The following is a 21,467-nucleotide window of genomic DNA, read 5'->3' on the forward strand; positions in this document are numbered from 1 at the left end:
TGAGGGAACGCCTTTCCGTCCCGCGCCTTCAGGAGGCCGACGTGACCGTTTCAGACCGGACGTTCTTTTCCGTTCGCGCGGCAGCAGCATGAGAGTGCTGCTGGTGGGCCTGACACTGGGCGCGCTGGGGCTGGGCTTTGCGGCCGGTCGCCTGGGCGTGCCCGCCGCTGCAGGGGCAGCCTTGCCTGTACAGGCCCAGAACGACCCCCGCGAACTGATTCCGCTCGGTCCCCGCCAGCAGGGGGAGCCGGGGAAGCAGCCCGGCCCCCAGCCGCCCGGCTCATCTCCGGGACAAGGAGGCTGCACAGTGCTGATCTTCAGAGACGGCCAGATGTACCGGCTGCAACCCGGCACACCGGGTCCTGGCGGAGACGGCGAGCTGTTTCCGCTGCAACCGTTTGACCGCCCGGCCCCGCTGCCCGGCGTTCCGGCCCTGCCCGCCCCGGACCTGAGGGCCTGATGCCCGGCCCCTCGCCCCTCACCCCGCTCTCGCCGCAGGCCGTCATGGACGCCGCCGCGCGGCTGCGGACGCTGCTGTTCGAGGTCAAGAAGGTCATCGTGGGCCAGGACCTGCTGCTCGAACGCCTGCTGGTCGCCCTGATCGCCCGGGGGCACGTGCTGGTGGAGGGCGTGCCGGGCCTCGCCAAGACGCTGGCGATCCGCACCGTCGCGGAGGCCATCGGGGCCAGCTTCCGCCGGATTCAGTTCACGCCGGACCTGGTACCCGCCGACCTGATCGGCACCCGCATCTATAACCAGAAAACTGGGGCCTTCGAGGTCGAACTCGGCCCGGTGTTCGCCCATCTTATCCTGGCCGACGAGATCAACCGCGCGCCCGCCAAGATCCAGTCGGCGCTGCTGGAGGCCATGCAGGAGCGGCAGGTGACCATCGGGGTCCAGACCTTCGCGCTGCCCGACCCCTTTCTGGTCCTCGCCACCCAGAATCCCATCGAGTCCGAAGGTACCTACTTCCTGCCGGAAGCCCAGGTCGACCGCTTCATGTTCAAGGTGCTGGTGGGCTATCCCGGCTTTCACGAGGAGATGACGGTGGTGGAACGGGTCTCCCAGGCCTTCGTCCCGGTGACGGCGCAGCTGTCCGCCGAGGACCTGCGCGGGTTGCAGGCGATGGCCGATCTGGTGTATGTCCATCCGGCGGTGACCGAATACGCCGTGACGCTGGCGCGGGCCACCCGCGACCCTGCCGGGGCAGGGCTGCCGGAGCTGGGCCGCGCGGTCGCCTACGGGGCCAGCCCGCGCGCCAGCATCAACCTGATCCTGGGGGCCAAGGCGCTCGCCATCGTGCGCGGGCGTGAATATGCCCTGCCCGAGGATGTGCGTGACCTGGCCCCCGAGGTGCTGCGGCACCGCCTCCTGCTCTCTTACGAGGGGCTGGCCGAGGAGGTCGGGCTGGAAGACCTGGTGGCCCGCGTCCTCGGCGCCGTGCCGCTGCCGCGCGTTCACCTGGGCGATCCACATGGCGTTGCCCCGTCGGTCGTGACCCGCGATGAGCCTGCTTAGACCGGGACGGTCCGGACGCCGCAGAAGCGCGGTCGCCCCGCCGCCGGTGCGGCCCGGGAGCCGGCCCCCGCTGGAGCTGCCCGCCCAGCTGCTGCGGCGACTGGAGTTCCGGGTGGTGCGGCGGCTGGACGGCGTGCTGTTCGGGGACTACCGGGGCCTGTTCTCCGGCCCCAGCCTCGACCTGGCCGAGGTGCGCGAGTACCAGCCGGGCGACGAGGTGCGCCGCATCGACTGGAACGTCACCGCGCGCAGTGGCCGCCTGCACGTGCGCCAGTACCGCGAGGAGCGCGAGCTGACCGCCTGGCTGGTGGTGGACACCTCCGCCTCGATGAACTTCGGCACCCGCCGCAGCCTCAAGCGCGACCTGGCGCGGGACTTCGCGGGGGTGGCGGCGCTGGTCGTCACGCGGCACGGGGACCGGATCGGGGCGCTCACCTTCGGCCCGGGGGCCGGGCTGGTCCCGCCCCGGGGTGGACGTGCCCAGGCGCTGGCGGTGCTGAACCTGCTGGCCCGCACGGCCCCCGCCGAAGCCGCCCCGCACCCTCCCACGGATCTGGCAGCGGCCCTGGCCACCGTCGAGCGCACCCTGCGGCGGCGGGCGCTGGTGTTCGTGGTGTCGGACTTTCTGGAGGGGGCCGCAGGCTGGGCGGGCACCCTGGGGCGGCTGGCCGCACGGCACGACGTGGTGGCGGTGCGCGTCTCGGACCCGGCCGAGCGCACCCTGCCCGACGTGGGCGGGCTGCGGCTGCGCGACCCGGAAACGGGCGAGGAACTGTGGCTCGACACCTCGGACCCGCGGGTGCGCGCGGCGCACGCCCGGCTGGTGGGCGAACGTGACCGCGCGCTGCGGCGGGCGCTGCACTCGGCGCGGGTGGACCTGCTCGACCTGGGAACCGAGCAGGACCCGGTCGGCCCGCTGCTGCGCTTCGCGGCGGCGCGGCGGGGGCGGCAGCCATGACCTTCGGCTTTCCCGGCCTGCTGTGGCTGCTGCTGCTGTTGCCCCTGACCGCCTGGGGCTTGCAGGCCGCCGCCCGACGCCGCGAGCAGCGGGCGCGGGCCTACGCCGACGCGCACCTGCGGGGCACGGTCCTGCACGGGGGCCGGCGGCACCGCACCCGCTGGCCGCTGGCCCTGCAACTGGGCGCACTGACCCTGCTGCTGTTCGGGGCCGCGCAGCCGGTGGCGACCCTCCGGCTGCCGGTGAACCAGGCGGCGGTGATGATCGCGCTCGACGCCTCGCGCTCGATGCTGGCCGACGACGTGCCGCCCTCGCGGCTGGAGGCGGCGCGCGAGGTGGCCCGGCAGTTTCTGCGGGTGGCCCCGGCCTCCACCCGCATCGGGTTCCTGACCTTCTCGGACAGCGCCTCGGTGCTGGTGCGGCCCACCACCGACCGCCAGGAAGTCCTCGACGCGCTGGACCGGGTCAGGCCCGCACAGGCCACCTCCTTCGCCAGCGCCCTGGTCAGCGGCGTGCGTGCGCTGCCGGGCCGCGAGCAGGCGGTGCCCCCGCGCGAACTGCTGGAGACGCCGCCCGGCCCGGGGACCGCGCTGATCGACCCCCGGCCCCTCCCACCCGGCGCGATTCTGCTGCTGTCCGACGGCATCTCGAACCGGGGGGCCAGCCCGCTGATCGCCGCGCGCTTCGCCTCAGACCACGCGGTCAAGCTGTACGCGGTCGCCCTGGGCCGGGAGGGCGGCGCGGTCAGCCGGGTGGGGGGCCAGCTGGTGTTCGTCCCGTTCGATACCCGCGAACTGAGCCGCCTGGCCGACCTGACCGGCGGGCAATTTCTGTCGCCGCCGGACCCCGGAGCGCTGCGGCGGCTGTACCGCGACCTCGGCACGGCCCTGCGCTGGGAGCCGGACGAACTGGCCCTGGGCGGCCCGCTGGCGGGTCTGGCCGCCCTGCTGCTGGTGCTGGGCGGCGGCCTGGCGCTGACCTGGCAGCGGAGGGTGCCGTGAAGCCCACCCGGCTTCAGCCCAGGCCCCAGGGGGCGCGGCCATGAGCTTCGGCTGGCCCTGGGCGCTCGTCTCGCTGGGGCTGGTGCCCGTGCTGGCGTGGCTGTACCTGCGCGGTCTGGCGCGGCCTGCCGGGGCTGCCGCCCTGCACCCGGACCTGAGGCTGCTGGCCCAGGCGGCCGGGCGGCCCCATTCCCTGCGGCGACACCTTCCGGCAGTGCTGTACCTGCTCGCCCTGACGCTGGCGCTGCTCGCCCTGGCCCGGCCCACGGCCCCGCTGCCGCACCCCGACAACCGCACGACGATCATGCTGGCGATCGACATGTCGCGCTCGATGGAGTCCCCTGACATCGAACCCAACCGCTTCGTGGCGGCGCAGGTGGCGGCGCGCAACTTCGTGCAGTCGCTGCCGGAGGGCGCGCGGGTCGGCCTGGCCTCCTTCGCGGGCTTCGTGGTGCTCAACACCCCGCCCACCGCCCGGCATGCCCAGGTTTTCGCGGCCATCGACGGGCTGACCATGGCGAACAGCACCGCCATCGGTGACGGCCTGCTGGAGGCGCTGCACGCCCTGCCCGGACGCGGCCCGGACGCACCTGCGGCCACCCCCCGTCCGGCAGCGGCCATCGTGCTGCTGTCCGACGGGCGCAACAACAGCGGCTCCGATCCCCTGGCGGCGGCGGCCCAGGCCCGGCGGCTGGCGGTGAAGGTCTACACGGTGGGCCTGGGCACCGAGAGCGGCAACCTGCGCAGCAACCGCTGGAACGGCTTCCGGGGCGGCCTGGACACCCAGACGCTCAGGCAGATCGCGGCCACCACCGGGGGCCGCTACTTCGAGGCCCGTTCGGCGGCCCAGCTCAGCTCGATCTACCGCGACCTGGGCCGCTCCCTCGGCTGGACGGTGGAGCCGCGCGAGGTCGCGGGGCCGGTCGCGGCGCTGGCCGGACTGGTCCTGCTCGCCAGCCTCGCCGTCTCGGAACTGTTTACCCGCCGCCTTCTCTAGCCCGCTGCTCAGCGGGAACCGAAGCCGGTCAGGATGGTGCGCAGGGTCTTGCCGACGATCACCAGGTCCAGGGAAAGCGAGAGGTGCTTGACGTAGTAAAAGTCGTATTGCAGCTTCTCGGTGGTCTGGTCCAGGCTGTCGGTGTATCCCTGATTGACCTGCGCCCAGCCGGTGATGCCGGGGCGGACCCAGTGGCGGCAGGCGTACAGGGGGATACTTTCCTCGAAGTCGGCGGCGAAGGCCCACTGCTCGGGCCGGGGGCCGATGATGCTCATCTCGCCGCGCAGCACGTTCCAGAACTGCGGAAGCTCGTCCAGCCGGAACTTGCGCAGAAAGCTGCCGACGGGCGTGACGCGCTGGTCGCCCCTGCGGGCAAAGGCAGGCCCCCGGCGCTCGGAATCGGCGGACATGGTGCGGAACTTGACGATGCGGAAGGTCTGCCCGTTCTGGCCGACCCGCTCCTGCCAGAACAGCACCGGGCGGCCACTGTTGAACCACACGACCAGCGCCACCACGGCCATGACCGGCAGCAGGACCGGCAGTGCCAGCAGCGTGGCCGTCACGTCCAGAACCCGCTTGAGGGGCGCGTAGCGCGAGCGGAAGGTTTCCGCATTCAGCCACTGGCGGTCGACCAGGTGAAGGGCGACCTTGCCCGTGATTTCCTCGTCGGCCAGGGTTTTGGGCCACACCGGGACCTTGGTGACGTGGGCATGCGCCAGCAGCCGCCGGTACTCGGTCGAAACACTGCGCTCCGGCTCGGAAAGCAGCAGATCGACCTGGGCCAGGGCAGCCGGGTCCTGCGGATTCAGGCGCAGATACTCGATCCCGGGGTGCGCGAAGACGGCCGACGAGGTCAGGTCCAGCCGGTTGCCGGGGGCGTCACGGGGCATCAGAGGCGTGGTGGCCGAGATGCCCACCCGCAGCCTTGGCGAGACCCGCCGGACGACCCTGTGCAGGAACACATTCAGCCCGAGCCAGAGCAGGTGCAGGGGCAGCAGCAGGGGCAGGGCGTCGAAGCGGCCCACGGCCAGGAACAGCGCGCCGCTGATCAGGAACGACCAGACCGGCGTGAACAGGACCGGTCGCTCGGGGAAGAGCGGGGAACGCTCGCCCTCCCGGCGGCCCAGCAGCCAGCCCAGCAGGCCGGCCACCAGCCACAGCCTCAGCAGGAGGCCGCGCCCCTGACCGTCCAGGCCGAGCACCCCCTGCCCCGACCAGAACAGCAGCCCCATCAGCAGGAGGCCCGCCGTATCCGCCAACCGCAGCAGATGCCGGAGCTGGGGCCGCCAGGACCGCCGGGGTGAGAGAGAGGATGAATTCACGCGCGATCCTTGCATATCGGGAACAGGTTCCTCCTGCATGGGGGGGGCCAGAGCCGCCGGGTCAACGCCGCCCCGAAGCGCCGGGGCGAGGCGAGCGGCCCCTTTCCGGGACAGCCTTCAGCCCTTCGTTCGGTGGGCGCTTCGTTCAGTGGGCGGATTCGCGGTCCCCAGGGTCAGCAGCCCCTGCCAGGCGGGCTTCCCGCTGCCGTTCCCAGGCCAGCGCCGACGCGAGGGCCTGCGGCGTGGTCTGCTGCGGCTCCCAGTCGAGCCAGGCGCGGGCGCGGGAAATGTCCGCGCAGGCCCCGGCACTGTCCCCGGGACGGCGGGGGGCGTCCTGCCCACCCAGGCGGGTTCCGGCCACCTCCTCGAAGGCGGCCAGCAGCTCACGCACCGTCACGCCCGAACCGGTGCCCACGTTGATGGGCAAGAACACCTGCGGCTGACCCAGTTCTGCGGCGGCCCGCTCGAACGCCTGGTCGAAGCGCTCCACGGCCGCCACATGGGCCAGCGCCAGATCCCAGATGTGAATGTAGTCGCGCAGCCCGGTTCCGTCGCGGGTCGGGTAGTCGGTGCCCGTCACCGAGAAAGCGGGCTGGCGGCCCTGCCACGCGCCGATCAGGCGGCCCAACACATGGGAGGGGTCCGGGACGTAGGGGCCACTCCTGAGCTGCGGGTCGGCCCCGATGGGATTGAAGTAGCGCAGCGCGATGCCCCGCAGCGGCGACAGGGAGTCCTGACTGGCCGTGCAGAGGTCTTGCAAAATCAGTTCGGTCATCCATTTGCTGCGCGCGTAGGGACTCAGGGGCCGCAGGGGACTGGCCTCGGTCACGCGCAGGTCCGGCGGGCTGTCGTAGATGCTGGCGCTGGAGCTGAACACGATCCGCCGCTGCCCCAGCCCGGCCAGCGTCTCGAACAGCGCCAGGCTCTTGACGACGTTCTCGCGGTAATACAGCCCCGGCTGGGCCACCGACTCCGAGACCACGATCCGGGCCGCGAAGTGCAGGGTCGCCCCGATGTCCGGATGCTCGTCGAAAATGGTGCTGAGCAGCCCCGCGTCGGCGATATCCCCCCGATAGAAGATCCAGCCCCCAGTAAATGCCGCCTGACCGGTCACCAGCGAATCCAGCACCACCGGGACATGCCCGGCCTCCTCCAGCGCGGCACAGACGGTGCTGCCGATATAGCCCGCACCACCAGTCACCAGAAGCTTCATAGCCGGAGTATAGAGGGCGGGACGGCCCTTCCTGCCCACCCTGGAGAGGCAGCACCGGGATCAGCACCGGGAGAGGAACCTCAGCAGGAAGTCGAAGACGGGGAGGGTGGACCGCGTCTCCTCCAGGCGGTAGGTCACCACTTCCAAGGGCGCCAGGCGGCCCGTGAGCCGGTCGCCCTGGAGCCGCAGCGTCTTCCGGGGGCCGGAGAGCGAACACAGCCGGCGGGGGGCGTCCGGCAGTTGCAGCTGGACCTCACGCCGGTCGGTGCGGCTGTTGTTCAGGGCCAGGAGATAGTCCCCGCCCGGCCCCCGAAACCGCACGACCAGGGGCCGGGTGCCCGTGCCGTCGGCCAGCTCCACCCGCTCGCCGCCCAGCAGGGCGGGGGACAGCACGGCGACCTCCCGGGCGAGCTGCCGGGCGGTGTTCCACAGCCGGGGTTCGTGGTTGAGATCCACCTCGCGCGAGCGGTAGGCGTAGTACACGATCCCCTTCACGCCCGCCATCAGGGCCTGGTAGGTCATGTTTCTCAGTTCCACCTCGTTCGGGGCCTGGCCCCGCCGCCACCCGAAGGTCTGGAGATTGGCCAGCGGGACGGTATTGCGGGCCAGGGCAGACTGCACGGCCGACTGCATCACCGGGTAGGTCACGCTGATGTCGTCCCGGCCGATGGGATAGCTCTGGTTGCCGACCATGTCGGACACGCCGAAATATTGCCGCTCGGGCCGGTCATAGCCGACCGCCAGACTGATATAGGTCAGCTTGGAGGGGGCCACGGCCTTGATGGCCTGGTGGCGCTGCCGGATCTCTGCCGGAGTGACCAGGACGTTGCTGTCGTCGGCCAGCTGGAACCCCAGCACCGCCGGGTAATGTTCGACCGTTTTGGCCGCCGCCGGCGAGAGGCCGTAGGTCATCACGTACACGCCGCTTCTCTGGGCCGTGTCGAGAAAAGCGCCGTAGCCCGCAGCGTCCTGATCGTTGATGGGTTCGGTGACCATCAGGTTGAAGCCGCCGCCGCCGATCTTCCTGACGTCCTCCTGGCGCTGCTGGCTGGTCCCGCGCTCTGCCCAGGAGACGTGGTAGAAGCCGAAGGGAAAAAAGGGCACGCCGTCGACGAGGACCGTGCCGTCCGCGCGGTGGCTGACCGAGGGTGAGTGACCCCGCGCGAGGCCCTGTGCGGGTGTGAGCCGTCCGGTTGCCGGGACAGGCTGCGGAAGGCACCCGGTCAGTCCACAGACGCAGAGCGCGGCGATGGCGACGCGACCGATCATGAACGCCACCTTAGGCCCCGGTCATGAGAGCCGTTTCCTGATCCTCCTCAGCGCAGCAGCAGGTGCAGCCGTTGCCGTTCCTGGTCCGGGACCAGGTAGTACCAGCCACGGCCGATGGTGCGCCCCACACCCTGCACCCTGACCACCCGCTGGTGGTCCAGCAGATAGGCGTGGGTGGCCCGCAGGCGCACCACTTCCGAGGGTGAGAAATTGGTGCGCAAGCTGGACTCCAGCCGCTGAAGGACGGCCGTCAGTTCCGTGCTGGACAGACCCGCCAGTGCCCCCATCAGGCTGCGGATCACCTCCTGCTGCCGCTCGTTGCGGCCCAGATCGCCCTGCGGGTCCTGCTTGCGCATGCGGGCATAGGCCAGGGCCTGCGCGCCCTCCAGATGCATTGCGCCGGGCTGGAACGTCTCGCCGTCCAGCGAGAAGCTGAAGCGCGGGTGGACCGTCACCCCGCCCACCGCGTCGATGGCGTCACGGAAACCGCCCAGGCTGACCTCGACCACCTTGTCCATCGGGATGCCCAGAAACCGCTCCACGGTCACGGTCTGGAGGCTGGCCCCGCCATAGGCATAGGCGGCGTTGATCTTCACCGGTCCCCGGCCCGGCAGGGTGACGCGGGTGTCCCGCGGAATGCTCAGCAGGGACAGCTGGCGCTCTACCGGATCGAAGGTCAGGACGAGCAGCACGTCGGCGCGGCCTTCACCCAGCTTCTCCCGGTCGTTGCCGATCAGCAGGACATGGATTCTCTCGCGGGTGGAGAGCCGCTGGGTGAAGGTGAGCGGGGCGGCGGCCGGGGGAACGGCCGGGGCCGCAGCGGCAGGCGGGGAAAGGCGCGGTGGCGTCGGGACGACGGGGCGCGGTGAGGGCGCTGCCGCCGCTGTTCTCTCTGCTGCCGGGGACGGGGAAGCCGCCGGGGGGGGAACCGCCACGGGAGAGGCCGGGGGGACTTTCTTGGGGGGAGCCTCAGCGGCCGGCTTCTGCTGTATGGGCGGCGGGTCCACAGGCTTCGGAGCTTCTGCCGCAGGCTCCGGCGACGCGGGCGCGCGGTAACGCCCAGGCGACACGGGCCGGTCGGGCGGTGGCGGGGGCAACGCCTGAAAAATCGGATCGTCGAGGACGCCCGGCTGGAGGGGCAGGCCATCCCCTTCGAACTCGCGGTACACCTGGACCCCGACCGTCTGAATCTGCTGGTGGGTGCGAAACAGCCACAGGGCCAACAGCGCACCGGCCAGACACAGTCCTGCCGCCCCGGCCCGCCACCACCGCCTCACGAGGGGCACTATACGCGCCTGCATCCCCGCCTGCCGGCAGGCCCGCCGCCCCAGACCACCCTGGACAGTATCCTGCGCTTTACCCGCCCCCCCATCCCCCAGGAGACACTTTTTGCCTTTCCGTCCACCCCCCGCCGCAGCGCCCCCGCCACCCCCAGCCCTCCCCCCGGAGCGGGTCGGGCTACGCGCCGGGATTCTCTGGACCTTCGGTGGTCAGCTGACCTACGCGGCCGCGCAGTGGGGCATGGTGGCGCTGCTGGCCCGGCTGGGCCGCACGGCGGATGTGGGGGCCTACTCGCTCGGACTGGCCCTGACCGCCCCACTCTTTTTGCTGCTGGGCCTGCAACTGCGGAGCGTGCAGGCCACCGACGCGCGGACGGAGCGCCCCTTTGCGCAGTACTTCAGCCTGCGCGCCCTGGGCATGGGACTGGGCCTCGCGCTCACGGTGGGCCTGGCCCTGCTGTACCCGCAGGCCCGCGCCGTGCTGGGGTGGCTGGGGGTCGCCAAGGCGCTGGAGGGCCTCAGCGACGTGGCCTACGGCCTGATGCAGCAGCGCGAGCGCCTGGACTGGGTGGCGCGCTCCACCCTGCTGCGCGGCCTGCTGGGGCTGGGCCTGCTGGGCACCGCTTTTGCGCTGAGCGGCAGCGTGGCGCTCGGAGCCGCCGGGGTGGCCCTGGCCAACCTGCTGGTGCTGGTCCTGTACGACCTGCCCCACACCCGCAGGCTGGCCCCGGGCCGTTGGTGGACCCCCCACATCCCAGGCGCCCTGCTGAGAATTGCCCTGCCGCTGGGACTGGTGATGGGGCTGGTGTCGCTGGGCAGCACCCTGCCCCGGCTGTTCGTGGAACGCACGCTGGGCACCGGCGCGCTGGGCCTCTATTCGGCCCTGGCCTACCTGAACGTGGCGGGCAGCGTGATCGTGGTGGCGCTCGGTACCGCTGTCACGGCGCGGTTGTCGCAGCGCTACGCGGCGGGCGACCGCAGAGGCTTCGTGGCGCTGACCCTGGGCATGACCGGCGCGGCGGCCGTGGTGGGCGGCGGCCTGGTCCTGCTGGCCATGGTGGGTGGCGGACCGCTGCTGCGGCTGCTGTACGGTCCCGAGTACGCCGCGCAGAGCGCCCCCTTCGTCTGGCTGATGGTGAGTGGCGCGCTGGGCTACCTGGCGTCGTGTGCAGGCTTTGCCGTGACCGCTGCACGCAAGTTCGGCGAGCAGCTCCCGCTGTTCGTCGTCGTGACCGGGGTGCTGGCCCTGGCCTGCTGGACACTGGTGCCCGCGCATGGCCTGGTCGGGGCCGCCCTGGCCTCGCTGCTCGCGGCGGGGGTGCAACTGCTGGGCAGCTGGGGCATCGTGGCGTGGGCACTGGGCACACCTGTACCGGACACATCCCCACTGGGCACACCAGCACCGGGCGCGCCTCCTCCCACACCCGCGCCCTCACAAGGAGAATCATGACGCGAACCAGACCGCTGCGGGTCCTGCACCTCACGGGTCCGCTGAACCGGGGCGGGATCGAGACCTGGCTGGTCAACCTGCTGGGCCAGGTGGACCGCCAGGAAATAGAGATGGACGTCATGACCCTTTCCCGGGCGCCCGAGACGGGCAGCTACGATGCACAGGTCCGGGCGCTGGGAGCCAGCCTGATTCCCGGCCCGCCCACCCGCAACCTCCTGACCTTTGTGCCGGCCTTCCTGCGCCTGCTGCGCCGCCACGGCCCCTATGATGTGGTGCATAGCCATGTCCACCATTTCGGGGGGCTGGCGCTGCTGCTCGCGCGGCTGGCGGGCGTGCCCACACGGGTCAGCACCAGCCACTCGGATACCCGCAGGCTGGACGCCCAGGCCCGCAATGGCCGCTACGCCTACCTGACCCTGATGCGGGCGGCCATGCGGGCGGGCGTGACCCACCGGCTGGCCGTGAGCGCGGAGGCGGCGTCCCTCTACGGCCCGGACTGGCGAGAACTGGGCACCGAGATCGTGCGGCTGGGGATCGATCTGCGGGCCTTTCGGCAACCGGTCGACCGGCTGGCCGTACGCGCCGAACTGCACCTGCCCGCGGGTGAACCGGTCGTCGGGCATGTGGGACGGCTGCGCCCGGAGAAGAATCAGGCCTTCTTGCTCGACGTGTTCGCGGCCTACCTGAACCGGCACGGCCCCGCCCAACTGCTGCTCGTCGGAGACGGTGAGGAACGGGCGGCGCTGGAGGCGCACGCGCGGGCACTGGGCCTCTCCGAACGGGTCCACCTGCTGGGGTCCCGCCCGGACGTCCCCCGGCTGCTTCAAGCGATGGACGTGTTTGTCTTTCCATCGACCTTCGAGGGCCTGAGTCTGGCCCTGCTGGAGGCGCAGGCGGCGGGGCTGCCCTGCGTGGTCTCGGCGGACCTCACCGCCGAGAGCCGGGTGCCGGGAGTGCCCTATTTTCCGGTGGACCTGGCCCACGGTCCACCGCTCTGGGCAGACACCATCGCCCAGGCGCTCGCTGCGGGACGCGGGCAGGCCAGCCGCATGAATCTCGATATCGCCGAGAATGCCAGGGCGCTCGCCGAGCTGTACCGGGGCGCACAGGGCACACGCGGGGGGAGGACCGTCTCTTGAGTCTCGGCACCCGGCCTGCACCTTCGGTGACGGGGAGCACTGCGCCCAGCCGCTCGGCGCACCTGCTGGAAGGCGCCGTCGTGTGGCTCCTGGGGGCGTACCTCTTCGCACAGTGCCTCAGCTTGCCGGTGCTGATCGCCGGGCCGTCGTGGGCGCTGTGGCCGACGCTGCCCGACCTGCTGCTGTGGGCGGCGCTGGGCTGCGCCCTGCTCTACCACCGGCCTGCCGGCGCGGCGCAGCAGCCCGTCTGGCAGGCCCTGGTGCTGCTCTCGGTCCTGGCGGTCTGCGCCTTCGGGGTGCTGTTCGTCATGCGCGACGGGCACCTGGCGAGTGCGGTCGCCTTCGGCCTCTTTCAGCTGTACAAGCTCGCGCAGGTGCTGGCGATGTTCTGGATGGTGTCGCGCCTGCCGCTGCGGGACAAGGTGCTGGCCCACTGGGGCCGGGCAGCGCTGGCCGCGTTCGTCCTGATGGTGGGCAGCGTCGCGTGGACCTACTTTTCCCCGGCCCTTCCCACCGCACTGGGCCAGGTCCTGCCGCACAGTCTGGGCAGCGCCGCCGGCCCCTGGGGGGCGTACTACCTGCACAACGAGCCGGGGCTGGGGGCGGTCGGGTACAACCACGGCTACGTGGCCCTTCAGGTCACGGTGCTGGCCGCCCTCGTGCTGATGCTGCGCCCGCACCGCAGCAACGTCTGGGTGCTGGCCGCGGCCCTGGTGGCATGCTTCCTGTCGGGGTCGCGCGCGGGCCTGGCGGGCTGCCTGCTGTTTGCGCTGCTGGAGTGGCGGCACCTGCCGGTCCGGGCGGGCCTGCTGCTGGGGCTGCTCGGCGCGGCGGGTCTGGCGGCGGCCCCCTGGCTGGACCAGCAACTGGGCGACCTGGCGACCCGGCAATCCACCCTGCTGGACGTCGGGGACACCAACAACTTGGCAGGGCGCTCCGAGATCTGGGGCCATTACCTGCGGGCCTTTATGCACGATCCCTACCGGCTGTGGGTGGGTAGCGGCTTCGGGTCCGCGATCAACAACCGCTCCAACGCCCACTCCACGCCCCTGCAAGTGCTGTACGAGACAGGACTGGCCGGGCTGGCCACGTTCGGCCTCTTCTTCTGGGTCCTGATCCGCCGCCTGTTCGCCGCCCACACGGCTCGGTCGGGCGTGGCCCTGGGCCTGCTGGCCGGGCTGTGGCTCACCGCGCTGACGCAGGAAACCTTCTACCCGAATCCGGCGTTCGGTGGCTCTCTGCCGCTGCTGGCGCTGGCCCTGGCCCTGGCGCTGGCCCCGGCCCGCCGCCCGGCCGCACCCGCAACGCAGCGTCAGCGCTGACGGGCCTGCCTCGTCCGGACCGCGCGGAGAAACTGGTTGCGCCGCTGCTGAAGAACCTCGTCGGCGTACTCGTGGGCCAGGGTGACGTTGCGGGCGCTCTCGGCACTGAGCCGCGCGGGGTCGAGGGCCAGACGCCGCCAGACTGTCACCAGACTCTCGACGTCGCCGGGGATGACCCGCAGGTCGGGCGGCAGCAGTTCGGGCAGGCCACCCACCTCCGAGCCGAGGGCGGGCAGGCCCTGCGCCATCGCCTCCAGCAGGGCGCGGGGCAGGCCCTCGGTGCGCGACGGGATCAGGAACAGCTCCGCGCGGGCCAGGTCACGGCGCACTCCGGCGGGCGTGCTGCGCTGGCCCACGAAGTCGCAGACCTCCGACACACCCAGTTCACGGGCCAGCGCCTCCAGACCGGGCCGCAACGTGCCCTCGCCGACCAGCGTGAAGTGCAGGTCGAGGCCCTCCCCCCGCAAGCGGGCCAGCGCCCGCAGCACGATGTCGGCGGCCTTGTGCGGGTGGTCGAGCGATCCCACCAGCACCGCGCGCCGGGCCGGGGCACGGTAGAGGCGGGGCGCGGCGAAGGCTTCCGGGGGCAGATACACGTCCGAGACGCCGAAACGGGGCCGGTCGGGATGAGGCGGGTACTTGCGCTGCAAAGCGGAGCGGGTCACGTACTGCACCGCCGCCGCCTGCCGACACTGCACCCGCGTCAGGGTGGTCAGCGCCCAGCGGAACAGTCGCCGCAGCGGATGCTGGACGCCCTCTCCCCCGAAGCCCAGGTGGGGATCGTTGATCACCTCCGCCGCGAAGGGCCGCCCCTGCATCCACCGCAGGCCCGCCGCCAGATGCGCCAGCACGCCCGAGAGCCGCACGATCACCGCGCCCTGCGGCTCCAGGGCGCGCCGCAGGGTCGCCGCGACCCGGGGCAGGCGGCGCAGCAGTCCACCCGGCCCCTGGTAGAAAGGCACATGCATGACGCGCACGCCCGGGCCATCGACCCGGCGGTAGCCCGGGGGCACCTCCGCGACGGCCTGCGACCGGCCCACGATCTGCACTTCCTCGAACACGTCGAGGTAGCGTTGCCAGAGCGGGTAGGTGGCGTGCCCGTCGTCATAGGTGGCCCCGTCGGGCGTGTGAATGAACCGCTGTTCCAGAACGATGCTGACGCGCATGACGACTCCTTGGGTCAGAACAGGCTCCCGGGGCGGCTCGGCGCTGCCGGGGTTCAGCAGGCCAGCCCCCGCAAAGCCGGTTCACCGGCCGAGGAGGAGGATACCGGACCTGCGGGAGCCTCCGCCGCTGGCCACCGCGTCAGGAACCCTGCCGGGCCTGCTCCAGAATCCGGCCATACGAGCTGGGCACAAGGCGCGCGAGCAGGTCGAGCAGCCGGGCGTCGTTGCCCACGAGAACGTGCGGGCGGCGGCGCTCCACACCGTGCAGGATGATCGCGGCGGCCCGGGCGGGGTCGAGGCGCAGCAGGCGCTCGAACTCGCGCTGGCCCGCCTGCGTCTGGGCGGTGCTGACGCCGGCCCCGACCCGGGCATTCCGGGCGATGTTGGTCCGCACGCCCCCCGGAAACACCGTGGTCACGCCGATGCCCTGCGGCGTGAGTTCGTGCCGCAGCACCTCCGTGAAGCCGCGCACCGCGAACTTGCTCGACGAATACGCGCTCTGCCCCGCCGGGCCGATCAACCCGAACAGGCTGGACACGTTGACCAGCTGTGAATCCAGCGACGAGCGCAGGGCGGGCAGAAACGCTTTCGTGAGGGCGACGACCGCCCGGAAGTTGATGGCCATCACCCACTCGAACTCGTCCAGGGTGAGTTGCTCGAAGGTGCCGCCCAGCGCCACGCCCGCGTTGTTGACGAGCAGCGTGACCCGGGGATGCGCGCGCAACACGGCGTCGGCCAGGGCGGGAATCTCCGCCGTCCGGCCCAGGTCGAAGGGATGGACGCTGATCCGGAGCGCCGGGTGCAATGGCCGCAGCTCGGCCGCGACGGTATCCAGCCCCGCCTCGTCGCGGTCGATCAGGGCGAGGTGGCTGCCGCGTGCGGCGAGGCCGGTCGCCAGCGCACGGCCGATGCCGCTGGCCGCGCCGGTCAGGACCGCCGTGCCGCCTGCGAAGACATAGGGCCGCACGGTCAGGCGCTCCGGGTGGGGAGGGGCTGCGGACTCAGGCGGGCGCGGTACAGCGCGGGGTCGAACTGCCGGAGGGTCCGCCGGAACTTCGCCGCCCGTTCGGGCCACAGGGAAGTGTTGCGGCCCTGGGCGTCGATATACCAGCTTGTGCAGCCGCCCTGCATCCAGACCGATTCCCGCAGTTTGGCCTGGAGGGCGGCGTTGTAGGCGGCCTGGGCTTCGGGCAGGGGGTCGAGGGCCAGCAGGTGTTCGCGCTCCAGATACGCCAGCGCCCGCAGGATGTAGTCGATCTGGGCTTCCATGACGTACACCATGCTGTTGTGGCCCAGGCCGGTATTCGGCCCCACGATCAGGAACAGGTTTGGAAAGCCCGCGACCGCCGTGCCGTGCAGCGCCTCCATGTGCGGCTGCCAGACCTCCGCCAGCGAGCGCCCGTCCCGCCCGTGGATCAGGCGGGCAATCGCGGGCTGGGTGGCATTGAAGCCGGTGCCCCCGATCAGCACGTCGAACTCGCGCTCGGTGCCGTCTGCCGTGAGGATGCGGGAACCGCGCACCTCGCGGATGGGGTCGGTCACCAGCTCGACGTTGGGCCGGGTCAGGGCCGGGTAATAGTCGTCGGAGACCAGGATGCGCTTGCAGCCCAGGCGGTAGTCGGGCGTGAGTTTGGCACGCAGCACGGGGTCGGGCACCTGCGCCTCCAGATGTTTGCGGCCCAGGTCCTCGGCCAGCCGCCCCAGACGCGCATTCGAGAAGGTCAGAAAGCGGGCCTCCGCATTGCCGAAAATCCACTGCCGCGCCAGGCGTTGCAGGGCCGGATAGCGGCGGAAGAGGGCGCGGCGGCGCTCGCTCGTCTCGTGGTCCATCCGGGGCATGATCCAGGGGGCCGAACGCTGGAACACGGTGAGCTGCGCGGCCTCCTTCTGGACTTCCGGGACGAACTGGATGGCGGAAGCCCCGGTGCCGATCACCGCCACACGTCTGCCTCGCAGGTCTGCGGAATGATCCCAGCGGGCGGAGTGGAAACGCGGGCCGGGGAAGGTCGCCAGGCCGGGAAGGTCCGGCCATTTCGGCTCGACCAGGGGGCCGTGCCCCGAGATCAGCACCCGCGCCGTGTACGTGCCCCCGCTGGTCTGGATGCGCCAGAGGGCTTCGGCGTCGTCCCAGTCGGCCCGCTCGACCTCGTGCCCGAAGCGGATGTGGGGGCGCAGGCCGAAGGTGTCGGCGGTGCGGCGCAGATAGTCCAGAATCTCGGGCTGGCGGGCGTAACGGTACCTCCAGTCGGGATTGGGCGCGAAGGAGAAGGAGTAGAGGTCACTTTTCACGTCGCAGGCGCAGCCGGGGTAGGTGTTGTCGCGCCAGGTGCCGCCGATCCCTTCCGCACGCTCGAAGATCACGAAATCCCGGCTGCCCCGCCGCCGGAGCTGGGCGGCCATGCCCAGGCCCGCGAAGCCCGTCCCGATAATGGCGATCTGGTGCCGTGTGGCCTGAGACGGGATGGTCTGGGGCGGGGTGGTCATGTCGGAACCTCCTGCGGCAAGTCGGGGGCCAGGAAATCGAGGGCCAGACGGTTGAAAGCGTCGGCGCGCTCCAGTTGCGGCACGTGCCCGGCATCGCGGAAAAGGTGGAAGCTCGCGTGCGGATGCTGCCGCCGCGCCGCCCCGAGGTGATGGGCGGGCAGAACCGCGTCCCGGTCGCCCCAGACGATCAGGGTGGGCACCCGCCGGGCTGCCAGACGTGCGGTCAGGTTCTCACGCCACGCCCCCTTGACCCCGCGCCAGTCGCCCAGGTCACGCAGGACCCGCAGAAAAGCCCGCGCCGCCCCGGGCTGCCGCGCCAGGGCCAGCGCCTGCTCGACGCGCTCCCCAGTGACCAGGGCCGGATCGTGAAAGAGGGACCGCACCGTCTGCCGGGCATTCAGGCGGATGGGGCGCAGCAGCCTTTCCCCCACGCCGCGCACCGCGAGGGCACGCAGGACCGGGGCCACTTCCCGCCCGAAACCCGCGCTGCCCACCAGGATCAGGGCGCGGGTCCGCTCCGGATACTGCACGGCGAACTGCTGCGCCACCGCGCCGCCCAGCGAGTTGCCGATCAGGGCTGCGGGCCGCGTCTCCCCCACCGCGTCCAGAAAGTGCGCCACGAACCGCGCCAGGCCCGCCAGCGTGTAGGGCACGTCCGGCTTGTCGCTGTACCCGAAGCCGATCAGGTCGGGGGCATAGATGCGGTGATGGCGTGCCAGCGGGCCGACCGTTTCCGACCAGTCCTCCAGGCTGCGCCCGATGCCGTGCAGCAACACCACTGGGGGGCCGTCGCCCGTGATGACGGCACGGGTGCGCAGCCCCCCGACCGAAATGAACCCGGGGGTCACGCGGTCCCCCGGCGCGGGTGATAGGTCAGCGGCAAACCGCCGCGCGGGCGCAGGGTAACGGCCTGCTGGGGCGTGACCGTCTGGCCCGGCGACAGGCGGAACTCGGCGGCGCGGGCGGTCAGCGCCAGCAGCAGCGGACCTTCCATCAGCGCGAAGTTGTTGCCGATGCACAGGCGCGGCCCCGCCCCGAAAGGCAGATACGCGAGGCGGTGGCGCTTCGCCGTCTGCCCCGGTGCCCAGCGGTCCGGGTCGAAGGTGTCCGGGTTCTCCCAGAAGTCGGGGTGGTGGTGGATGTTGGCGATGCTGACCAGCAGGGCCGACCCGGCGGGCACCGCGTAGCCGCCCAGGGCCGTGTCCTCCAGCACCAGACGCGGGGACACCAGCGGCGCGGGCGGGTACAGCCGCAGCGTCTCCTGAAAGACCTGCCCGGTATACGGCAGGCGGCCCAGGTCTGCCAGGGTGGGGTCGCGGCCGGCCAGCACCTCGTCCACCTCGGCCTGGAGCCTCGCCAGAACGTGCGGGTGCCGCGCGAGGAGGAACCAGGCCCACGCGAGGGCGTTCGCGGTCGTCTCGTGGCCCGCGCCGAAGACGGTCACGACCTCGTCGTGAAGTTGCTGGTCGGACATCCGCTCGCCCGTGTCCGCGTCCCGGGCCTCCATCAGCATGTCGAGCAGGTCGCCGTGCCCGGGTCCCGCCGTCCGGCGCTCGCAGATGATGCGGGCGACGACCGCGTCGAGGGTGCCCTTCGCCACGCGGAACCGCCCGTGCGCGGGCAGGGGCCAGCGCAGCGGGAGACGGACGGCGCTCTGGCTGCGGAGATTGACGAAGCGCGTCCCCTCCTCGACGGCGGGGCCGATGTGGGCTGCGTCCTGGCCGACCTCCGCGCCGAACATCGTGCGGCTGATGATGTCGAGGGTCACGCGCATCAGCTCCTCGGCCACATCCACCGTGTCGCCGGGGCGGTAGCGGACACGCCAGCGCTCCAGCATCCGGTCCCCCGCCGCCGTCATCTCGCCCGCCATGCCGGCCAGCCGCTCGCGGTGGAAGACGGGCTGCATCATGCGGCGCTGGCTGAGCCAGGAGGGATGGTCGTCGTTGGTCACCAGGCCGCGCCCCAGCAGCAGGCCCAGGCCGTTGCCCGCAGGGAGCTTGGGATGCTGCGCCGCCCGGTTGACCAGCACCTGCTGGGCCAGGTCGGGATGGGACAGCAGGTGGACCACGCGCGGACCAAGCTGGTAGCGCACCACATCGCCGTACCGCCCGAAGTCGCGGCGCAGGGCCGCATACAGGTCGCGCTTGAGGTCCGGCGCGTTCCCGACGAGGGGAGCACCCCGGGGACCGGGGGCAGCCGGGAGCGGCGGGGTCATAGCGGACCTGACCGGGGAGCGAACCCGTCGTGGTGGAGGTCGCTGACCGCGCGGGCGAGGGCGTCCGCGCCGATTTCCCCGGTCACCAGATAGCGCCAGGTGAGGCGTTCGACGCTGCCCACGATGGTTTCGGCGATCAGTTCGGCCGGGAGGTCCGAACGGACGCGGCCCGACTCCTGCGCCGCCCGGACGTTTCCGGCCAGCAGGGTGACGAGGTCCTGCTTGACCTGCCCGGCGTCGGGGGCCTGCTGGAGAGCCAGGCGGGTCAGGGCGGGGTCCTCGGCGAAGGCGCGGAACACGGCGGCGCAGGTCAGGCGCAGGCTCTCGCGCAGGGACAGGGGCGGGGACTGCTCGCGGCAGGCGCTGTCCGCGATCAGCTGGCGCACCCGGGTGCGGAACCGCTCGACCAGGGCACCGAACAGGGCCTCCTTGCCCGTGAAGTGGTCGTAGAAGATGGGCTGGGAGACGCCCGCACGCGCGACGATGTCGCTGACGCGGGTGTCGGCGTAGCCGCGTTCGGCAAAAGCCTGCACGGCGGCGTCGGTGAGGCGGCGACGGGTGAGAGCGCCGCGATCCGGGCGCAGGGGCGGAGTCAGGTCCATACCTCTTCTCCTCAGGAATGACGTGTGCGGTCCATCCTACTCCCGAGTAGGTGTGCTGACAAGGCGGGGCCTGGGGGCCGCCCCCTTCCCCTCCCCGCCCGGCCTTACCTGCCGCGCAGCGAGTCGCGCAGGATGCTTTCGAGGTCCGCCGCCACCGGCGGTTTCGGGGCGACGGCCAGCAACCGCTGCTGCTTTTGCGCGCCCGCCACCAGCGCGGGCAGGTCGGCCTCACCGTAGCCGAATTCGGCCACGCTGCGCGGGGCGCCCACGTCGCGCATCAGCTCCAGCAGGGCGTTCGGGAGGGCGTCACGGTCGCCGGGTTCATACACCTGGCCGGTCAGGAGGCTGGCGGCGTGCAGGTGCTTGGCGGGATCGGCGTCGAAGGTGAAGTGGAAGGCGGCGGGGGCGGTCACGATCACGCTGAAGCCGTGCGGGACGAACGGATGGTCCTGCGGGTAGCCCGGCGCGTGGTACGTGTGGCGCAGGCCCGCGATGGGATAGGCGCAGGCGTGCGGGATATGCACGCCCGCCGAGCCGAAGCCCACGCCCGCCATCGTGGCCGAGAGCATCATGAAACCGCGCGCCTCCAGGTCGTCGGGGTTCTGGACGGCGCGGCGGAGGTACTGCCCGCCGTAACGCAGGGCCTGGGCCGACCACAGGTCCGCGACCGGGTTGCTGCCCTGGTAGGGGGGCCGCTCGGCGGGCGTGGCGGGGCGCGGGCGGGTGGTGTAGGGGCGGCTCAGAAAGCTCTCGGCGGCGTGGCAGACCACGTCCAGGCCCGCCGAGGCGATCACGCTGGCGGGGGCCGTGCGCGTCAGTTCCGGGTCCACGATGGCCTGCGCGGGCCGCATGTAGCGGTGGCTGATCCCGCTTTTGACCCCCAGATCGGGCAGGTCGAGAATCGCCACGGTGGTCGCCTCCGACCCCGAGCCGGAGGTGGTCGGGACGGCGAGCAGGGGCCGCAGCGGGCCGGGCACCGGGCGGCCCCCACCGATGGGCGGGTTCACGTAGTCCATCACCGTGCCGCCGTGCGTGGCGAGCAGGTTGGCGACCTTCGCGGTGTCGATGGTGGAGCCGCCGCCCAGGGCGACGAAGCCGTCCGCACCCGCCTCGCGCGCGGCAGCCCCGGCCCGCTCCAGGCTGGCGAGATCGGGTTCGACCCGGATGTCGGTAAACAGCACCAGTTCGAGGCCCGCCGCGCGCAGGCTGTCCAGCACGCTGCCCGCCGTTCCGCTCTCCAGCAGGGCCGGGTCGAGGGCCACAAAGGCGCGCCGGATGCCGAGGCGCACGGCCTCCCAGCCCGCGTCGGCCGACGCGCCGGGGCCGAACTTGACGGGGGTGGCCTCGATGGTGAAGAGGGTTTCGCGGGGGGCGTCGTGATCGGGGAACGCAGGCACAGGGAACCTCCAGGAGCCGGGAAGTTTGGGAAGTGAGAAGGCGGGCAGGGGCAGGCTAGCACCCCTCTTTCCCGCTGCCCGTTCCCCGCTGCTCGTCACGTGACGAGTCACGCGAACAGACCACCCGGAGGTGC

The 21,467-nt window shown here is 71.9% G+C and carries 19 protein-coding genes; 8 read left to right on the forward strand and 11 right to left on the reverse strand.

Annotated elements, in window-relative coordinates; translation table 11 throughout:
• The first annotated feature begins 88 nt into the window (after positions 1–88).
• From DEIPH_RS01900 to DEIPH_RS01920, 5 genes are read left to right on the forward strand one after another with little or no spacing between them, the layout of a single operon-like run.
• Positions 89–460, forward strand: coding sequence for a hypothetical protein (locus tag DEIPH_RS01900; protein WP_152544735.1), 372 nt, complete (start codon positions 89–91; stop codon positions 458–460).
• Positions 460–1,518, forward strand: coding sequence for an AAA family ATPase (locus DEIPH_RS01905; protein WP_034352947.1), 1,059 nt, complete (start codon positions 460–462; stop codon positions 1,516–1,518). The genes DEIPH_RS01900 and DEIPH_RS01905 overlap by 1 nt, the downstream gene beginning before the upstream one ends.
• Before the next feature lie 46 nt (positions 1,519–1,564).
• On the forward strand, positions 1,565–2,476 hold the full coding sequence (locus tag DEIPH_RS01910; protein ID WP_235183144.1) for a DUF58 domain-containing protein: 912 nt from the start codon (positions 1,565–1,567) through the stop codon (positions 2,474–2,476).
• Positions 2,473–3,477 carry a VWA domain-containing protein gene (locus DEIPH_RS01915; RefSeq protein WP_034352952.1) on the forward strand — a complete coding sequence of 335 codons (1,005 nt, stop codon included), beginning with the start codon at positions 2,473–2,475 and terminating at the stop codon, positions 3,475–3,477. The genes DEIPH_RS01910 and DEIPH_RS01915 overlap by 4 nt, the downstream gene beginning before the upstream one ends.
• 40 nt (positions 3,478–3,517) lie before the next feature.
• On the forward strand, positions 3,518–4,474 hold the full coding sequence (locus DEIPH_RS01920) for a VWA domain-containing protein (RefSeq protein WP_034352956.1): 957 nt from the start codon (positions 3,518–3,520) through the stop codon (positions 4,472–4,474).
• Between the two features lie 8 nt (positions 4,475–4,482).
• Here DEIPH_RS01920 and DEIPH_RS20530 read toward each other — a convergent pair whose 3' ends face one another.
• From DEIPH_RS20530 to DEIPH_RS19060, 4 genes are all read right to left on the reverse strand, one after another.
• The gene (locus DEIPH_RS20530) at positions 4,483–5,796 is read right to left on the reverse strand and encodes a sugar transferase (protein ID WP_235183145.1); all 1,314 of its coding nucleotides are present in this window, start codon (positions 5,794–5,796) and stop codon (positions 4,483–4,485) included.
• A gap of 145 nt (positions 5,797–5,941) precedes the next feature.
• Positions 5,942–7,009, reverse strand: coding sequence for a UDP-glucose 4-epimerase GalE (galE, locus tag DEIPH_RS01930; RefSeq protein WP_051517075.1), 1,068 nt, complete (start codon positions 7,007–7,009; stop codon positions 5,942–5,944).
• A 60-nt stretch (positions 7,010–7,069) separates the two neighbouring features.
• On the reverse strand, positions 7,070–8,278 hold the full coding sequence (locus DEIPH_RS01935) for a hypothetical protein (RefSeq protein ID WP_152544736.1): 1,209 nt from the start codon (positions 8,276–8,278) through the stop codon (positions 7,070–7,072).
• A 47-nt stretch (positions 8,279–8,325) separates the two neighbouring features.
• Entirely contained in the window at positions 8,326–9,555 is a 1,230-nt protein-coding gene (locus DEIPH_RS19060) for an LCP family protein (protein ID WP_235183146.1), read from the reverse strand.
• 112 nt (positions 9,556–9,667) lie between these two features.
• Here DEIPH_RS19060 and DEIPH_RS01945 point away from each other — a divergent pair, with 112 nt between their 5' ends.
• The 3 genes from DEIPH_RS01945 to DEIPH_RS01955 are packed head-to-tail and all read left to right on the forward strand — an operon-like array spanning position 9,668 to position 13,469.
• Positions 9,668–11,008: a lipopolysaccharide biosynthesis protein gene (locus DEIPH_RS01945; RefSeq protein ID WP_152544737.1), complete on the forward strand. Its 1,341-nt coding sequence runs from the start codon at positions 9,668–9,670 to the stop codon at positions 11,006–11,008.
• Positions 11,005–12,147, forward strand: coding sequence for a glycosyltransferase (locus DEIPH_RS01950; RefSeq protein ID WP_051517078.1), 1,143 nt, complete (start codon positions 11,005–11,007; stop codon positions 12,145–12,147). The genes DEIPH_RS01945 and DEIPH_RS01950 overlap by 4 nt, the downstream gene beginning before the upstream one ends.
• Positions 12,144–13,469, forward strand: coding sequence for an O-antigen ligase family protein (locus DEIPH_RS01955; protein ID WP_034352963.1), 1,326 nt, complete (start codon positions 12,144–12,146; stop codon positions 13,467–13,469). Before DEIPH_RS01950 ends, DEIPH_RS01955 begins: the two co-directional genes overlap by 4 nt.
• Here DEIPH_RS01955 and DEIPH_RS01960 read toward each other — a convergent pair.
• The 7 genes from DEIPH_RS01960 to DEIPH_RS01985 form a co-directional block, all read right to left on the reverse strand.
• The gene (locus DEIPH_RS01960) at positions 13,460–14,635 is read right to left on the reverse strand and encodes a glycosyltransferase (RefSeq protein ID WP_051517079.1); all 1,176 of its coding nucleotides are present in this window, start codon (positions 14,633–14,635) and stop codon (positions 13,460–13,462) included. The genes DEIPH_RS01955 and DEIPH_RS01960 overlap by 10 nt on opposite strands.
• Before the next feature lie 139 nt (positions 14,636–14,774).
• The gene (locus DEIPH_RS01965; RefSeq protein WP_152544738.1) at positions 14,775–15,602 is read right to left on the reverse strand and encodes an SDR family NAD(P)-dependent oxidoreductase; all 828 of its coding nucleotides are present in this window, start codon (positions 15,600–15,602) and stop codon (positions 14,775–14,777) included.
• Between the two features lie 2 nt (positions 15,603–15,604).
• On the reverse strand, positions 15,605–17,119 hold the full coding sequence (locus DEIPH_RS01970; protein WP_051517080.1) for a flavin-containing monooxygenase: 1,515 nt from the start codon (positions 17,117–17,119) through the stop codon (positions 15,605–15,607).
• Positions 17,116–17,967: an alpha/beta fold hydrolase gene (locus DEIPH_RS01975; protein ID WP_034352966.1), complete on the reverse strand. Its 852-nt coding sequence runs from the start codon at positions 17,965–17,967 to the stop codon at positions 17,116–17,118. The genes DEIPH_RS01970 and DEIPH_RS01975 overlap by 4 nt, the downstream gene beginning before the upstream one ends.
• Positions 17,964–19,334 (reverse strand): cytochrome P450, encoded by a 1,371-nt coding sequence (locus DEIPH_RS01980; RefSeq protein ID WP_034353043.1) that lies wholly within the window; start codon positions 19,332–19,334, stop codon positions 17,964–17,966. The genes DEIPH_RS01975 and DEIPH_RS01980 overlap by 4 nt, the downstream gene beginning before the upstream one ends.
• Positions 19,331–19,936 carry a TetR/AcrR family transcriptional regulator gene (locus DEIPH_RS18550; RefSeq protein ID WP_051517081.1) on the reverse strand — a complete coding sequence of 202 codons (606 nt, stop codon included), beginning with the start codon at positions 19,934–19,936 and terminating at the stop codon, positions 19,331–19,333. Before DEIPH_RS18550 ends, DEIPH_RS01980 begins: the two co-directional genes overlap by 4 nt.
• 104 nt (positions 19,937–20,040) lie before the next feature.
• A complete protein-coding gene (locus DEIPH_RS01985) occupies positions 20,041–21,333 on the reverse strand; it encodes a hydroxyacid-oxoacid transhydrogenase (protein WP_034352969.1) in 1,293 nt (430 codons plus the stop codon).
• Positions 21,334–21,467: the final 134 nt, after the last annotated feature.

It is taken from the genome of Deinococcus phoenicis, assembly GCF_000599865.1.
GTDB classification, from domain to species: domain Bacteria; phylum Deinococcota; class Deinococci; order Deinococcales; family Deinococcaceae; genus Deinococcus; species Deinococcus phoenicis.

What these genes read in the sequence shown, in the direction of transcription:
- DEIPH_RS18550 (WP_051517081.1), bottom strand. Translation starts at nt 19,936, where the DNA reads ATGGACCTGACTCCGCCCCTGCGCCCGGATCGCGGCGCTCTCACCCGT.
- DEIPH_RS01915 (WP_034352952.1), top strand. Translation starts at nt 2,473, where the DNA reads ATGACCTTCGGCTTTCCCGGCCTGCTGTGGCTGCTGCTGCTGTTGCCC.
- DEIPH_RS01920 (WP_034352956.1), top strand. Translation starts at nt 3,518, where the DNA reads ATGAGCTTCGGCTGGCCCTGGGCGCTCGTCTCGCTGGGGCTGGTGCCC.
- galE (WP_051517075.1), bottom strand. Translation starts at nt 7,009, where the DNA reads ATGAAGCTTCTGGTGACTGGTGGTGCGGGCTATATCGGCAGCACCGTC.
- DEIPH_RS01970 (WP_051517080.1), bottom strand. Translation starts at nt 17,119, where the DNA reads ATGACCACCCCGCCCCAGACCATCCCGTCTCAGGCCACACGGCACCAG.
- DEIPH_RS01950 (WP_051517078.1), top strand. Translation starts at nt 11,005, where the DNA reads ATGACGCGAACCAGACCGCTGCGGGTCCTGCACCTCACGGGTCCGCTG.
- DEIPH_RS01980 (WP_034353043.1), bottom strand. Translation starts at nt 19,334, where the DNA reads ATGACCCCGCCGCTCCCGGCTGCCCCCGGTCCCCGGGGTGCTCCCCTC.
- DEIPH_RS01900 (WP_152544735.1), top strand. Translation starts at nt 89, where the DNA reads ATGAGAGTGCTGCTGGTGGGCCTGACACTGGGCGCGCTGGGGCTGGGC.
- DEIPH_RS01905 (WP_034352947.1), top strand. Translation starts at nt 460, where the DNA reads ATGCCCGGCCCCTCGCCCCTCACCCCGCTCTCGCCGCAGGCCGTCATG.
- DEIPH_RS01960 (WP_051517079.1), bottom strand. Translation starts at nt 14,635, where the DNA reads ATGCGCGTCAGCATCGTTCTGGAACAGCGGTTCATTCACACGCCCGAC.
- DEIPH_RS01935 (WP_152544736.1), bottom strand. Translation starts at nt 8,278, where the DNA reads ATGATCGGTCGCGTCGCCATCGCCGCGCTCTGCGTCTGTGGACTGACC.